Here is a 15026-nt window from a genome sequence, read left to right as displayed (position 1 = left end):
CCGTACAGATTTTTTGTACGGGTTAACAGGCGGTGACGTACGCGTCCCGAGGGGGAGGGAGACCTGCATGAGCGCCAGGAGGCCGCCGCGGCCGAAGAACCTCACGTCCATGAAGATGCTGGGCAAGCAACTCGGCACCGCACGCCGCGCCGCGGGTCATACCCAGAGCGCGCTCGCCGAACTCGTCAGGGTCGACGAGGAGACCATCGCCTCGATCGAGCAGGGCAGACGGGCGCTGAAGCCGGACCTGGCTGCGGTGCTCGACGAGATCCTCCAGACCAAGGGGATGCTGTCGGCGGGCGTGGCCAATCTGCCGGAGATCGACCAGTTCCCGATGTGGGCCGAGCTGTACATGGAGCATGAGCGGGAGGCGATTGCGTTGTCCTGGTACGACAACGCGGTCCTCCCCGGCCTCCTCCAGACCGAGCCGTACGTCCGCGCCGTACTGTCCAACCGCGTGCCCGCGTACGACCAGGACGAGATCGAGACGGGTACGGCGGCCCGTCTGCAGCGCCAGGAGATCTTGCACCGCAAGAACCCGCCCACCCTGAGCTTCATCGTGTGGGAGCCGGCGCTGCACATGCGCATCGGCGAGGCAGAGGTGCGACGAGAACAGCTGCGACACCTGCGAGCGATGGCTGAACTGCCTTGCGTGTCCCTGCAGTTCCTGCCGCTGAGCAGTCCGTATCACGCGGGCATGGCAGGCCCCTTCACCCTCCTCGAAACACCGGACCACCAGCACCTCGCGTACACCGAATCGCAGCGCGGCAGCCAGTGGGTTTCCGACGCGGATGAGGTGTCCAGGCTGGCGCGCAAGTATGCGATGCTGCGGACACAGGCCCTGACCACACAGGACTCCAGAGACCTGCTCGACCGCCTGCTAGGAGAGCAATGAGCGCCGAAGCACTTGAGTGGTTCAAGTCGACGTACAGCAGCGACGAAGGCGGCGCGTGCCTCGAAGTCGCCATCGCCTGGCGTAAGTCGAGCTACAGCAGCGACGAAGGCGGCCAGTGCGTCGAAGTCGCCGCCTGCCCCCACACCATCCACATCCGCGACTCCAAGAACCCCGCGGACACCGGCCCCACCCTCCAGCTCACCCCGGCCGCCTGGGCCGCCTTCACCGCAAGCAGGTGACGACCGCCAGCGTCGCGTAGGGCATCGTCACCGTCCCACCCCTCGCGTCGATGGCGGCGCCCACCGCGTCCAGGATCTCGGCGAGCGCGTCGGCGGGCAGGCGGGTGAAGGCGCCCTGCGTGGGCAGGACGTCCAGCCAGGCCTCGCGGGTGTACGTGAACTCCCAGTCGTAGCGCCAGAATTCGGGCTCCCCGAAGGCGCCGTCCGCCGCCCGGATCGCGTCTGCGGCCTTGGTCAGGAAGACCTGGTAGCCGTCGACCATGGACCGCGTCAGGGCCGCCCGGAAGTCGAACGGAGCGTCGGGCATGACGCGTTCGGCGGCGTCGGCGACCGCTTCCGCGAGGTCGGGCGGGGTCTCGGCCACGTTCCAGAAGGGGACCAGCAGACCGCCCGGCCGCAGCGCCTGCGCCGCCTTGGCCGTGCCCGCGGCGAGGTCGATCCAGTGCCAGGCGGTCCCGGCGACGACGGCGTCGAAGCGACGCTCCCCCGGCTCCCAGTCCTCGAACTTCGCCACTTCCGCGTCCGTACCGAGCCGTCGCGCCAACGCGGCCATACGGGCGTCGGGTTCGACGCCGAGGACCTTGCAGCCGGCCGCCTGGAACTGCCGGGCGGCGATTCCGGTGCCGCAGCCGACGTCGAGGAGGTCGGATCCGGGGGCGGCCGCGACGATCCGCTGGATCAGGTCGTCGGGATAGCGGGGCCGGGCCCGGTCGTAGCGCTCGGCGTCCGTGCCGAAGGACTCGGCGATGTCACGGCGCCGGTGGGGTTCGTTCGCGGACTGGTTTGCGGGCTGACTCCCGGCGGCAGACGCCGAGGAGGCCGCTGAAGACGGTAAAGTGGGCATGCGCCCACTATGGGTGGGCGCGCGCCCACTCGTCAATGGGCATGCGCCCACTCGTGCCGGGACAGGAGGCGGTATGCCGACAGGTGTGGCCATCCGCGATCCACGCCAACAGCTCTTCGACGCCGCCGAGCGCATCCTGCTGCGCGCCGGCCCGAACGCCCTGACCAGCAGGGCGGTGACGGCGGAAGCGGGCTGCGCGAAGGGGGTTCTGCACCGGCACTTCGCGGACTTCGACGCGTTCCTGGCGGAGCTGGTGCTGGACCGTATCCGCCGGCTGGCGGACCTGGAGGCGGCCCTGGGTGAGGCCGCCGGAACGGGCACGGTCGCCGGCAACCTCGCTGAGGCGCTGACGGACCTGTTCGACGCGGTGGCGATCGCCGTCGTGGGCCTGGTCATCACCCGGGACGAACTCCGCGCCCGGCTGCGCGCGGCCGGTTCCAGCGGCATCCCGCTCATGACGGAGGCGTCGGCGATGCTCACCGGCTATCTCGCCGCCGAGCGCGACCTGGGCCGTGTCGCGGCGGACGCGGACGTGGACCTCCTGGCCGCCACCCTGCTGGGCGCCGCACACCTCCTGTTCGCCGACCGGGAGGCGGGGCCGCCGGACGCGGCGGCGGTACGCGCGACGGTGGCGACGGTCGTCGCGGGTGCCGTGCGGTGACGGCCGCCCGGGGCATTGTCAGTGGCGGCCCCTACAGTCACTGACATGGCGACTCTTCCCAACCCCCTGCCACGTCTCGCGTCCCTCGGCCTCGAACTCCCGCCGGGCGCACTGGTCGACGCCACGGACGGCGGACCGTGGCACGAGCCGTTGCTGTGGCTGGCCGACGACCGGGCGGTGCCCGGTGCCCGGGCCGCGCTCCAGCAGTCGGCACCGGCCGCCGGACTGCTCCCGGTGGTCCTCGATGTCGGTGCCGGTCACGGCGGGCCGGAGGAATGGGAGTTGATACCGGGCGAGACGTCCTACCCGGGGGATCACGACGCCGAGGAGGTGCTGGAGGAGCTCTGGGACGAGTGCGCGGAGGACGGCGCCGACTGGCCCGGTCTTGCCGCCGTCCGGCCCCTGGCCGCCGACGCGGACCCCGAGTCCGTCGCCTCCGCCGTCGTGGACTCCCTCCTCGACGGAGGCGGTCCCCTCAAGGACCCCCGTCTCGCCCTGGTCCCCGCCCGCCGCAGTGCCGACATCCCCGCGGCGATCGGCTGGATGGGCCCGGCGAACCACGAGAACGACGTGGCCCGGCTCTGCTCGGTGCTGCGCTCCTGGGAGGACCGCTTCGGCATACGGGTCGTGGCGCTCGGGTTCGATCAGCTGACGGTGTCCGTCGCCGCGCCGCCCGCCACCCTCGCCGAGGCGGAGGCCGTCGCCGCCGAGCACTTCGCGTTCTGCCCGGACAACCTCCTGCAGGGCGCGGACACCACCCTGGCCGCATACGCCGAACACCAGCTCCTCGACCAGCCGGTGTGGCACTTCTGGTGGGACTGACGGTCCGCCGCGGCCGGCCCGGTGGTGGGCGCACCGGGCCGGCCGCGGCGTAGGGGTTGTCTTCGGAGGCCGAGAGCGTGGTGCAGGAGGAGAGCCACACCGGTGAGCAGAGCAGCGAGAACCATTTGAGACCTCCGTGTACGAAATGTGACGTTTCTGCCGTTCTCAATAACGTCACATTCCCACCCGCGTTACGGGCGTGGCCCAAACGGGAGGCCCTGGCCCCGCAGCCCCTCCCCCAGCCTCCTGAGCCCCTCGTGGATCTCCTCCGGCGTCTGGGTCACGAAGCACAGCCGCAGGGTGGAGCGGTCGGGGTCGCCGGCGTAGAAGGGTGCCCCGGGGACGTACGCCACATCGTGCCGCACCACCTGCGGCAGCAGCGCCGTGGTGTCGTACGGCGCCGGAAGGCGGGCCCAGAGGAACATGCCGCCTTCGGGCCGGGCCCAGGCCGATCCCTCGGGAAGGGCCTCGGGCAGTCCGGCGAGCATGGCGTCCCGGCGCTCGCGGTAGACCCGCGCGACCCGCGCCACATGGGCGTCCAGGTCATGGTCCGCCAGGTACCGTGCCGCCGCGAGCTGGTTGAGGGTCGGGGTGTGCAGGTCGGCGGCCTGCTTGGCGACGACACAGGCGCGCCGCAGTTCCCTGGGCGCCCGCAGCCAGCCGAGCCTGAGGCCCGGCGCCATGACCTTGGAGAAGGAGCCGAGCAGCACGGTCCGGTCCGCCGCCTCCTCCCACGAGGCGATCCACGGCACCCGCTCGCCCTCGAAGCGGAGTTCGCCGTAGGGGTCGTCCTCGATGATCCACAGCCCCCGGCGGGCGGCCACGGCCGCGACGGCGGCCCGTCGGTCGGCCGGCATGGTGCGGCCGGTCGGGTTCTGGAACGTGGGCACGGTGTACAGCAGCTTGGGCCGCTCCCGCACCACCAGTTCCTCCAGGGCGCCGGGGTCGACCCCGTCTCCGTCTCCGGGCACGGCCACCACCCGCGCACCGGCGAACGCGAAGACCTGAAGTGCCGCGAGATAACAGGGACTTTCGACGAGGACGACGTCCCCGGGCTCCAGCAGCGCCGTGGCCAGCAGGGACAGCGCCTGCTGTGAGCCGGTGGTGACGAGGATGTCGTCGGCGTCCGTGGGCAGACCACGGGCCGCCGTCCGCGCGGCGAGCGCGTCCCGCAGCGCCGGCTCGCCCTCGGTCGTGGAGTACTGCAGGGCCTGCGCGGACGCCTGGGCGAGCACCGAACCGAAGGCCTCCGCGACCCCCTGCGCGTCGAACAGTTCCGGCGCCGGCAGCCCGCCCGCGAAGTTGATCACCTCGGGCCGGGCGGTGACGGCGAGGATGTCCCGTACCGGCGAACCGCCGATCGACCGGGCCCGCGCGGCGAGCGGCGGGACGGGGGCAAAGGCGGGTGCGACGGTCATGGCACGGCTCCTTCGGCTGCGGTGACGGCGGCTCGTGGCCGCAGCCTAGGGATGTACGTGCCGTCTACAAGCAGGTTTCCGCGATACGGACGGACCGCCCCTCGGGCCTTCGGCCAGATCCTCAGGCCTTGTTGCCGATCGCCGCGTACACGTTGATGTCGGCGTCCGTGACGTCGTTGATGTCGGCGTACCGGACCTTCTCGATGTCGTCGAGCGCCGCCAGGTAGGAGGCGTCCGGCTGCTCCGGGACCGGAGCGGCGTGGTCGGCGCGCCAGTGATGCACGGGCACCACTCCCGGGTCCGCCGGCTCCAGTGCGCTCTGCGTGAAGAAGCGCTCGACCTCCGCCCGGGAGCGCAGCACGAAGGTGAAGCCCCGCTCGGTGTACGTCCGCTGGACCGCGCGGATGTTCTCGGGATTGAGGTCCTCGGTGAGATGGCTGAGCACCAGCCGGCTGCCGGACGGCAGCGCGTCGACGAGTTCCCGCACGATCGGGTACGCCTCCTCGTCCTCGACGAAGTGCAGGAGCGCGACGAGGCAGAGTGCGACCGGCCGGTCGAAGTCGAGGGTCTTCGCGGCCTGTTCGAGGATCTGCGCCGGGTTCCTGAAGTCGGCGTCGATGTAGTCGGTGCGGCCGTCGGGCCCGCTGGTGAGCAGGGCACGCGCGTGGGCCAGCACCACGGGGTCGTTGTCGACGTACACGACCCGCGCGTCGGGGATGATCCGCTGGGCGATCTGGTGGACGTTCTCCGCGGTGGGCAGGCCGGTGCCGATGTCCAGGAACTGGCTGATGCCGTCCTGCCCCGCCAGCGTGCTCACCGCGCGGCGCAGGAAGTCGCGGTTGTGCCGTACGTCGAGGTAGCCGCGCGGGTTGGCGGCGAGCGCGGCCGCGGCCGCCGCCCGGTCCACCGGGTAGTTGTCCTTGCCGCCCAGGAAGACGTCGTAGACGCGGGCCGGGTGTGCCTTGGTGGTGTCGATCCTCCTTCTCAGCTCGGCGGGATCCTGGCTGAGGGCGTCACCGGGCATGGGCGTCTCCCTGGAGAGTCGGGGCGGTCGTTCAAGAGACAAGGACCAGACGCCAACAACCTAGCCGTCGGCGGCACTTGCCGTGGCCCGCGCCGTGATCTCAGAGCTCCCGCGCCCGGGAAGCGTCCCGTACCGAACCCTTGGGACGCGACATCCCTGCAGGTCAGAGGCCATCGCCTGGCTTCGCCGTCCCGAATCGTCCGCAGAGTCTGGCGCGCGGAGCCGATCACCGCTCAGGCTGGAATCCCAGCCCACCGTCCACGGAAGGCACGTACCAGCATGCCCGCCCGAGCCCCTCGCACCCGCCTTTTCGCCGTCACCGCCCTGGTACTCGCCGCGTTCGCGCTGACGGGATGCAGGGACGGGAAGGGCCTCAAGGACGAGGGCCCGGCAAGGTCCCACTCCCTGCACGCTCCCGCCGGGCACGCTCCCGCCGTACGGAACGCGAAGAGGCCGCCCGGTCGTGAACCGGACGGCCTCCATGCTCAGAGGATCAGGCGTGGGCGAGAACCGCTTCCTTCGGGTTCGGACCGTACTTGTTCACGCCCGGCTGGCTGTCGGAGCAGGTGAAGACCAGCAGGGTGATGGGGCCGGCCAGCGGGACGATCCCGAACAGGAGCCACCAGCCCGAGCGGCCGGTGTCGTGCAGCCGGCGGACGCCGACGGCCAGGCTGGGCAGCAGGATCGCGACGTAGAAGACGATCGCGATGAACGGCGCCTTGATCGCGAGGCCGATGCCGAGCAGCACGGCGTAGATGATCGCCGAGAACAGCACGAACATCCAGTACTCCTTGCGGCGCGCGCGCCCGCTGAACACCGCGTACTTCTTCAGCGCCTCGATGAACCAGCTCACTTGTGTCCCCCAGGGATCGACGTTCGGACCATCCGGAACGGATCAGGCCAGGCGAGAAGGTAAGGACACTGACGAGAACTCGTCAATTCGGTGTGTACAGCGCAAGGGTTGAGCGCTTTTCGGACAGATCCACCGCGAATCGGCCCCGGGCCCGCCGCTGATCACGGAGAATGGCGGGCAACCGCGGGGCCGGGGACCTCAGTTCACGGATACGAGTCGCTTCCGTTGCCGAACCGAGTGCATTCCGATGCTGGTCAGTGGCCGATTCGAGGCCGGATGTATCCCCATTCGTAGCGCGAATCAGCGCAACTTTTCCGCCACTTCGGTCGCCCAGTACGTGAGGATGTTCTGCGCGCCCGCCCGCTTGATGCCGGTCAGCGTCTCCAGGATCGCCCGGTCGCGGTCGATCCAGCCCTTCTCGGCGGCGGCCTCGATCATCGAGTACTCCCCGGAGATCTGGTAGGCGGCGACCGGCACGTCCACCGCGTCCGCGACCCGCGCGAGGATGTCGAGGAAGGGTCCGGCCGGCTTCACCATCACCATGTCGGCGCCCTCTTCGAGGTCGAGCGCCAACTCCCGCAGCGACTCCCGCACATTGGCGGGATCCTGCTGATAGGTCTTCCGGTCACCCTTCAGGGAGGAGCCGACGGCCTCCCGGAACGGCCCGTAGAAGGCGGACGCGTACTTCACCGTGTACGCGAGGATCGCGACGTCCTCCCGACCGATCTGGTCGAGGGCGTCACGGATGACCCCGATCTGGCCGTCCATCATTCCGCTGGGCCCCACCACATGGGCGCCCGCGTCGGCCTGGACCTGCGCCATCTCGGCGTACCGCTCGAGCGTGGCGTCGTTGTCGACGCGCCCTTCCGCGTCCAGCACCCCGCAGTGACCGTGGTCGGTCGTCTCGTCGAGACAGAGATCCGACATGACGAGAAGGTCGTCCCCGACCTCGGCCCGCACATCGCGGATCGCGACCTGCAGAATCCCGTCCGGGTCGGTCCCCGGCGTGCCGAGGGCGTCCTTCTTCTCCTCCTCCGGCACGCCGAACAGCATGATCCCGGAGACCCCGGCGGCCACCGCCTCGGCGGCCGCCTTCTTCAGGCTGTCGCGCGTGTGCTGGACGACACCGGGCATCGCGGAGATCGGCACGGGCTCGGAGACGCCCTCGCGCACGAAGGCGGGGAGGATGAAGTCCGCCGGGTGCAGCCGGGTCTCGGCGACCATGCGCCGCATGACGGGGGTGGTCCGCAGCCGCCGCGGCCGCGTGCCGGGGAAGGATCCGTACTTCGTCATGCCACCTACGCTACGCCCGGCCCACAGGCACCTTTGCCGACGGTATGTCGGGCCTGCGCAGCCGCTCGCCCCTCGCGATGCGGCCCGCATCCCCCGGGTCCATCCTGAAAAAACAGCCAGGAGCAAGGACCGGGTCCCCGTCCCCTCGCCGCGCACGGCTGCTGCCTGCGCGAAGGAGGAGGACGAGATGACCGCCACCCATCACACCCCGCATCAGGCCCCGGACCTGTTCGCCCTGTCCGAGATCCACGGCCCGGTCCTGCGCCCCGGTGACGACGCCTATGTGGCCGAGGTCACCGGCTTCAATCTGGCGGCCTTCCACCATCCGGACATCGTGGTCGGGGCGGCGGGCGTCGACGACATCGTGACGGCGATGCGCTGGGCCGCGGCCACAAAGACGCCGGTGGCGGTCCAGGCCACCGGCCACGGCGCGAACTTCCCGATCGACGGCGGCCTGCTCATCAGCACCACCCGCATGACCGGCGTGACCATCGACCCGGCCGAACGCACCGCGACGGTCGCCGCCGGCGCGAGGTGGCGCGACGTCCTGGAGGCGGCCGCCCCGTACGGCCTCGCCCCGCTCAACGGGTCGTCCTCGGACGCGGGCGTCGTCGGCTACACCCTGGGCGGCGGTCTGCCCGTCCTCGGCCGGGCCTACGGCTACGCGGCCGACCGGGTCCGCTCCGTCCAGGTCGTCACCCCCGACGCAACCCTGCGCACGGTGACCGCCGACACGGAACCGGACCTCTTCTGGGCCCTGCGCGGCGGCAAGGGAAACGTGGGCGTGGTCACCGAGCTGACCTTCGAACTGCTCCCGCTGCCCTCGGTCCTCGGCGGCGGCATCTACTTCCGGGGTGAACACGCGGAGGCGGTCCTGCGCACCTGGACCGACTGGACGACCACCCTGCCCACCGAGATGTGCAGCGCGTACACGATCCTGCGTCTGCCGCCCATCCCGCAGATCCCCGAGCCTCTGCGCGGCGGCTTCTGGGCCCGCGTCGCCCTCGCCTGGACCGGCGACCCGAAGGAGGGGGAGAGCCTCCTGACCCCCGTCCGCGCGGCCGCGCCCGTCGTCATCGACACGGTGGAGGACATGCCGTACGCCGCCATGGACCGCATCTACCTGGACCCGCACGACCCGCTCCCCGCCCGCGAGGCCTGCACCCTGCTCAGGGCGCTGCCCCCGGACGCGCAGACGGCGTTCCTGGCCCAGGCGGGCCCGGCCGTCCCGGACCTCCCGCTGCTGCTGATCGAGCTGCGCCACATGGGCGGCGAACTCTCCCGCCCGGCCCCGGTCGAGGACGCCATCTGCGCCCGCGACGCCAGCTACCTCCTGGAAACGGTCGGCGTCCTGCCCGACCCGGGCACCGCGGCCGCCGTGGAATCAGCCACCACGGCCCTCCACAACGCCATGTCCCCGTGGAGCACCGGCCACACCATGGTCAACCTGCACGGCCGCCCGGGCGACGAAACGGACCGGGCCCGCGCCTGGACGGACGAGGTCTACGACCGCCTGACCAGGACGAAGTCCCACTACGACCCGGCCAACCTGCTGCGCTACGGCCACACGGTCATTCCCACTACCGCATAGCCGCACCTGCCGGGGCGGGGCGCAGCCCCCAGGGCCGCGCACCCCCACACACCTCAGGTCGTACGACGCCGCCGGGCCCCCGGCCGCCGCTCACTGGGCCGAGTAACGGGATCCCCGGCATCCAGCGCGGCAGCCCGCCTCCGCAACCCGAAGTCCGCGAGCGCCTCGGCCAACTTGTGCACGGACGGCTCCGGAGCCATCACATCCACCCGCAGCCCATGCTCCTCGGCGGTCTTGGCGGTGGCCGGCCCGATACACGCGATCACGGTCACGTTGTGCGGCTTCCCGGCAATCCCCACCAGGTTCCGCACGGTGGACGACGAAGTGAACAGCACCGCATCGAACCCACCCCCCTTGATCGCCTCCCGGGTCTCCGCCGGCGGCGGCGAGGCCCGCACGGTCCGATAGGCCGTGACGTCGTCGACCTCCCAGCCGAGCTCGATCAGCCCGGCGACCAGGGTCTCCGTGGCGATGTCCGCCCGCGGCAGGAACACCCGGTCGATCGGGTCGAAAACAGGGTCGTACGGCGGCCAGTCCTCAAGGAGCCCCGCAGCGGACTGCTCCCCGCTCGGCACCAGATCCGGCTTCACGCCGAAGGCGACGAGCGCCTTCGCGGTCTGCTCCCCCACCGCGGCGACCTTGATCCCCGCGAACGCCCGGGCATCGAGCCCGTACTCCTCGAACTTCTCCCGGACCGCCTTCACGGCATTGACCGAGGTGAACGCGATCCACTCGTAGCGCCCGGTGACGAGCCCCTTCACGGCCCGCTCCATCTGCTGGGGCGTGCGCGGCGGCTCGACGGCGATGGTCGGCACCTCGTGCGGTACGGCCCCGTAGGACCGCAGTTGGTCGGAGAGCGAAGCCGCCTGCTCCTTCGTACGCGGCACGAGCACCTTCCAGCCGAACAGCGGCTTGGACTCGAACCACGACAGCCGGTCGCGCTGGGCGGCGGCGGAACGCTCACCGACCACGGCTATCACCGGCCGCCCGCCCTCGGGCGAGGGCAGCACCTTGGCCTGCTTCAGCGTCTGGGCGATGCTCCCCAGCGTCGCCGTCCAGGTCCGCTGGCGCGTGGTCGTACCGGCCACCGTCACGGTGATCGGCGTGTCCGGCTTGCGGCCGGCCGACACCAGCTCACCCGCGGCCGCGCCCACGGAGTCGAGGGTCGTCGACACGACCACCGTCCCGTCGGAGACGCCCACCTCCGTCCAGCAGCGGTCCGAGGCGGTACGGGCGTCCACGAACCGCACGTCCGCACCCTCGGCGTCGCGCAGCGGAACACCGGCGTACGCGGGCACGCCGACGGCCGCGGCGACACCGGGCACGACCTCGAAGGGCACGCCCGCGGCGGCGCAGGCGAGCATCTCCTCGGCGGCGTACGCATCGAGTCCGGGGTCCCCGGACACCGCACGGACGACCCGCCTGCCGCCCCGCGTGGCCTCCATGACAAGATGTGCGGCATCCCGTACCGCGGGGACCCCAGCGGTTGTTGACGAGCTGTCAACAACCGCGAGCTGAGGTGTGCCCGTGCCCGGAAGCGGGTCCGACGAAGGACCCCCGTCCGTGTGCACCTCGGCGACGCCTTGTCTGGCGTGCTGACGCACCACGTCGAGCACGTCGTGCTCGGCGACGAGGACGTCCGCGTTCGCCAGCGCCTCCACGGCGCGCAGAGTCAGCAGTCCCGGATCCCCGGGTCCGGCACCGAGGAAGGTGACGTGCCCGTGTTCAAGGCCGGCGGGAAGAGTGGTGGGGCTCAATGTGCTCGCTCCCCCATCAGACCGGCCGCGCCCTGGGCAAGCATCTCGGCAGCGAGTTCACGGCCGAGCGCCATTGCTTGGTCGTACGTCTCGGGCACGGGACCGGTGGTGGACAGCTGCACCGTGCGGGAGCCGTCGGTGGTACCGACGACGCCCCGCAGGCGCATTTCCTTGACAATCTGCCCGTCGGCCAGAAGGTCGGCCAGTGCGCCCACAGGGGCGCTGCAGCCGGCCTCCAGGGCGGCGAGCAGTGACCGCTCGGCGGTCACGGCGACCCGGGTGAACGGGTCGTCGAGCTCTCCGAGCGCGGCGATCAGGTCCGCGTCGCCCGCGGCACACTCGATCGCCAGTGCCCCCTGGCCGGGGGCGGGCAGAACGGTGTCGACCGACAGGAAGTCGGTCACTTCATCGCTACGGCCTATCCGGTTGAGTCCGGCGGCGGCGAGGACCACGGCGTCCAGCTCACCGTCCCGCACGTACCCGATCCGGGTGTCGACGTTCCCCCGTATCGGGACCGTCTCTATGTCCAGCCTGTGGCTGCGCGCGTACGCGTTCAGCTGCGCCATGCGACGCGGCGAACCCGTACCGATGCGCGCCCCGCGCGGCAGGTCGGTGAACTTCAGCGCGTCCCGGGCGACGATCACGTCGCGCGGGTCCTCGCGCAGCGGGACGGCGGCGAGCGCCAGCTCCTCGGGCTGCGCGGTGGGCAGGTCCTTGAGCGAATGAACCGCGAAGTCGACCTCACCCCGCAGCAGCGCGTCGCGCAGCGCCGTGACGAACACACCCGTGCCGCCGATCTGCGCGAGGTGCTCGCGGGAGGTGTCGCCGTAGGTGGTGATCTCGACGAGCTCGACGGGCCGTCCGGTCACCTGGCTCACGGCGTCCGCCACCTGCCCGGACTGGGCCATGGCGAGTCTGCTTCGCCTCGTCCCCAGTCTCAATGCCTTGCTACTCATGCCGGCCCTCGGTTCTTGCTGTTCTCAGGTTCATCGTCGGCGCCCTCGGCCCGGGAGACGGCGGCCACCGCTTCCTGGTCGAGGTCGAACAGGGTCCTCAGGGCATCTGCGTACCCTGCTCCGCCCGGTTCGGCCGCGAGCTGCTTGACTCGTACGGTCGGCGCGTGCAGCAGCTTGTCGACAACGCGCTTGACGGTCTGGGTGATCTCGCTGCGGTGCTTGTCGTCGAGCCCGGGCAGCCGGCCCTCGAGCCGTGCGATCTCATTGGCGACGACATCGGCGGCCATGGTGCGCAGGGCCACCACGGTGGGGGTGATGTGCGCGGCCCTGAGCGCCGCCCCGAAGGCCGCGACCTCGTCCGCGACGATACGGCGGACCTGGTCGACGTCGGCCGCCATCGGAGCGTCCGCGGAGGCCTCGGCGAGTGACTCGATGTCGACGAGCCGCACCCCGGCCAGCCGGTGCACGGCCGCGTCGATGTCGCGGGGCATCGCGAGGTCCAGGAGGAACAGCACGGGCGCGGGCCGCGGAGCCTCGACGACCGGCTCGGCCTTACGACGCTCCGGAATCCGCCCGACCGTGGCCACGGTGGCGGCAAGCGCGGTGATCAGCTCGGCATCGGCCTCGGGCGCCCGCCGGGCCGCCTCACGCCGGTCGACATCCCCGTTGTCCACCCAGACGGCATGCTGCTCGAGCGTCGCCGCGTCCATCCCGGCAACGGCGGCTTCCCCCATGACGGAGAACCCCTGCTGCACGGCGGGAAGATCAAGCGGACAGCTCTCTTCCGCCGCGGGGCCCGCATGCGGTCGCGGCGCTGGGGCGGCTCCCGACCCAAAGACAGGTGACACCCCGCCACCGCCGGGCTGCGGCACCGCCCCCGCGTCGGCACCGGCGTCCGGCACCCCGTCAGCCACGCGGCCCTGCACCGCCGTGGCAACCGCGCCGGCCGACAGCACAAGCCCAGTGGCCCCGGTACAGGACACCACAACATCGGCACGTGTCAGCTCGCCAGACACCGCACCCATCGGCACCGCACGAGCCAGCACCCCCTGGTCGGAGCCCTCGTTCAAGATCTCCGCGAGCCGCTCGGCCCGCTCCCCCGTGCGGTTGGCGATCACGATCTCACCGACCCCGGCCCGCGCCAGCGTCGCAGCGGCCAGCGAGGACATCGACCCCGCCCCGATGACCAGTGCCTTCTTCCCCCGGGCCCATCCCTGCACATCCGCCCCGGACGCCAGCTGCTCCAGCCCGAAGGTGACCAGCGACTGCCCGGCCCGGTCGATCCCGGTCTCGGAGTGCGCACGCTTGCCCACCCTCAGCGCCTGCTGGAACAGATCGTTCAGCAGTCGCCCGGCACTGTGCAGATCCTGCGCCCTGGCCAGCGAGTCCTTGATCTGCCCGAGGATCTGCCCTTCCCCCACGACCATGGAGTCGAGCCCGCAAGCCACCGAGAACAGATGATGAACGGCCCGGTCCTCGTAGTGGACGTACAGATAGGGCGTGAGCTCGTCCAGCCCCACCCCGCTGTGCTGCGCGAGCAGCGTGGACAGCTCGGCGACACCGGCGTGGAACTTGTCGACGTCGGCGTACAGCTCGATGCGGTTGCAGGTCGCGAGCACCGCGGCCTCGGTGGCGGGCTCCGCGGCGATCGTGTCCTGCACCAGCTTGACCTGGGCGTCCGCGTTCAGCGCGGCCCGCTCCAGGACGCTGACCGGAGCGCTGCGGTGGCTCAGCCCGACGACGAGGAGACTCATGCCGGCATCACGGCGGGTACGTCCCCGTCGGGCCCCTGCTCGGCGGACTCCTGGCGGGCCGCGGCGACGGGCCCGGACCCGTCGGAACCCGCGGCCTCGGCCTCCTCGCCGGCCTTGCGCTGCTCGTGGAAGGCGAGGATCTGCAGCTCGATCGACAGATCCACCTTGCGTACGTCCACGCCGTCCGGGACGGACAGCACGGTCGGCGCGAAGTTCAGAATGGAGGTGACCCCGGCGGCCACGAGCCGGTCGCAGACCTGCTGGGCGGCGCCGGCGGGGGTGGCGATGACGCCGATGGACACCCCGTTGTCCTCGATGATCTTTTCCAGCTCATCGGTGTGCTGCACGGGGATACCCGCGACGGGCCTGCCCGCCATCGCCGGATCGGCGTCTATGAGGGCCGCGACCCGGAAACCACGGGAGGCGAACCCGCCGTAGTTGGCGAGAGCGGCGCCGAGGTTACCGATACCGACGATCACAACCGGCCAGTCCTGGGTGAGCCCGAGCTCACGCGAGATCTGGTAGACGAGATACTCGACGTCGTAGCCGACACCGCGCGTTCCGTACGAACCCAGGTAGGAGAAGTCCTTGCGCAGCTTGGCGGAGTTGACCCCCGCCGCGGCCGCGAGCTCCTCGGAGGAGACCGTGGGTACCGAGCGCTCCGACAGTGCGGTCAGGGCGCGGAGGTACAGCGGAAGCCTGGCGACGGTGGCCTCGGGAATCCCTCGGCTACGGGTCGCCGGTCGGTGAGTTCGGCCAGTTGCCACGGTGCTCCTGCGGGTAGAGCGGGGCTGCAGGCGGTCACACGTACCCAGACCGCCCCGTCGACAGCAGGCTATGTCTTTGTGAACGCGTGCACAAAGATGGTGTCCGATTTGCCCGGCCAACGTGACCGGGGTCACGCGCCCCCGGCGCACTG

At 71.2% G+C, this 15026-nt stretch carries 14 protein-coding genes; 5 read left to right on the top strand and 9 right to left on the bottom strand.

The window, feature by feature from the left end:
* Positions 1–67: 67 nt before the first annotated feature.
* Both ABD355_RS28110 and ABD355_RS28105 read left to right on the top strand, forming a co-directional pair.
* Positions 68–895 carry a helix-turn-helix domain-containing protein gene (locus ABD355_RS28110; RefSeq protein ID WP_344403509.1) on the top strand — a complete coding sequence of 276 codons (828 nt, stop codon included), beginning with the start codon at positions 68–70 and terminating at the stop codon, positions 893–895.
* Entirely contained in the window at positions 892–1134 is a 243-nt protein-coding gene (locus ABD355_RS28105) for a DUF397 domain-containing protein (protein WP_344403508.1), read from the top strand. Before ABD355_RS28110 ends, ABD355_RS28105 begins: the two co-directional genes overlap by 4 nt.
* Here ABD355_RS28105 and ABD355_RS28100 read toward each other — a convergent pair.
* Positions 1118–1978, bottom strand: a complete 861-nt coding sequence (locus ABD355_RS28100; protein ID WP_344403507.1) for a class I SAM-dependent methyltransferase — start codon at positions 1976–1978, stop codon at positions 1118–1120. The genes ABD355_RS28105 and ABD355_RS28100 overlap by 17 nt on opposite strands.
* A gap of 73 nt (positions 1979–2051) precedes the next feature.
* Here ABD355_RS28100 and ABD355_RS28095 point away from each other — a divergent pair, with 73 nt between their 5' ends.
* The gene (locus tag ABD355_RS28095; RefSeq protein WP_344403506.1) at positions 2052–2639 is read left to right on the top strand and encodes a TetR/AcrR family transcriptional regulator; all 588 of its coding nucleotides are present in this window, start codon (positions 2052–2054) and stop codon (positions 2637–2639) included.
* A gap of 45 nt (positions 2640–2684) precedes the next feature.
* Positions 2685–3461 (top strand): DUF4253 domain-containing protein, encoded by a 777-nt coding sequence (locus tag ABD355_RS28090; protein ID WP_344403505.1) that lies wholly within the window; start codon positions 2685–2687, stop codon positions 3459–3461.
* Between the two features lie 191 nt (positions 3462–3652).
* Here ABD355_RS28090 and ABD355_RS28085 read toward each other — a convergent pair whose 3' ends face one another.
* The 4 genes from ABD355_RS28085 to hemB all read right to left on the bottom strand — a co-directional run bounded on the left by ABD355_RS28085 (position 3653) and on the right by hemB (position 8049).
* Entirely contained in the window at positions 3653–4879 is a 1227-nt protein-coding gene (locus ABD355_RS28085; RefSeq protein ID WP_344403504.1) for an aminotransferase-like domain-containing protein, read from the bottom strand.
* 121 nt (positions 4880–5000) lie between these two features.
* Complete coding sequence (locus ABD355_RS28080) at positions 5001–5903, bottom strand: SAM-dependent methyltransferase (protein ID WP_344403503.1); 903 nt, start codon at positions 5901–5903, stop codon at positions 5001–5003.
* Between the two features lie 493 nt (positions 5904–6396).
* Positions 6397–6756 carry a DUF805 domain-containing protein gene (locus ABD355_RS28075; RefSeq protein ID WP_344403502.1) on the bottom strand — a complete coding sequence of 120 codons (360 nt, stop codon included), beginning with the start codon at positions 6754–6756 and terminating at the stop codon, positions 6397–6399.
* Between the two features lie 300 nt (positions 6757–7056).
* On the bottom strand, positions 7057–8049 hold the full coding sequence (hemB, locus tag ABD355_RS28070) for a porphobilinogen synthase (RefSeq protein WP_030945597.1): 993 nt from the start codon (positions 8047–8049) through the stop codon (positions 7057–7059).
* 187 nt (positions 8050–8236) lie between these two features.
* On the opposite strand from hemB, the gene ABD355_RS28065 reads away from it, so the two are divergent.
* Positions 8237–9640, top strand: a complete 1404-nt coding sequence (locus ABD355_RS28065) for an FAD-binding oxidoreductase (protein ID WP_344403501.1) — start codon at positions 8237–8239, stop codon at positions 9638–9640.
* A 53-nt stretch (positions 9641–9693) separates the two neighbouring features.
* Here the strand turns inward: ABD355_RS28065 and ABD355_RS28060 are convergent, their stop codons facing one another.
* From ABD355_RS28060 to ABD355_RS28045, 4 genes are read right to left on the bottom strand one after another with little or no spacing between them, the layout of a single operon-like run.
* Positions 9694–11397, bottom strand: a complete 1704-nt coding sequence (locus tag ABD355_RS28060) for a bifunctional uroporphyrinogen-III C-methyltransferase/uroporphyrinogen-III synthase (protein ID WP_344403499.1) — start codon at positions 11395–11397, stop codon at positions 9694–9696.
* Positions 11394–12353: a hydroxymethylbilane synthase gene (gene hemC, locus ABD355_RS28055; protein ID WP_344403498.1), complete on the bottom strand. Its 960-nt coding sequence runs from the start codon at positions 12351–12353 to the stop codon at positions 11394–11396. Before hemC ends, ABD355_RS28060 begins: the two co-directional genes overlap by 4 nt.
* Positions 12350–14107, bottom strand: a complete 1758-nt coding sequence (locus tag ABD355_RS28050) for a glutamyl-tRNA reductase (protein WP_344403497.1) — start codon at positions 14105–14107, stop codon at positions 12350–12352. The genes hemC and ABD355_RS28050 overlap by 4 nt, the downstream gene beginning before the upstream one ends.
* Positions 14104–14874, bottom strand: a complete 771-nt coding sequence (locus ABD355_RS28045; RefSeq protein ID WP_344403496.1) for a redox-sensing transcriptional repressor Rex — start codon at positions 14872–14874, stop codon at positions 14104–14106. Before ABD355_RS28045 ends, ABD355_RS28050 begins: the two co-directional genes overlap by 4 nt.
* Between the last annotated feature and the right edge of the window lie 152 nt (positions 14875–15026).

It is taken from the genome of Streptomyces longisporus (assembly GCF_039532765.1).
In the GTDB taxonomy this organism is placed as follows: Bacteria; Actinomycetota; Actinomycetes; order Streptomycetales; family Streptomycetaceae; genus Streptomyces; species Streptomyces longisporus.
The sequence above is the reverse complement of the archived record's forward strand: the minus strand, read 5'-3'. Positions and strand labels throughout refer to the sequence as shown.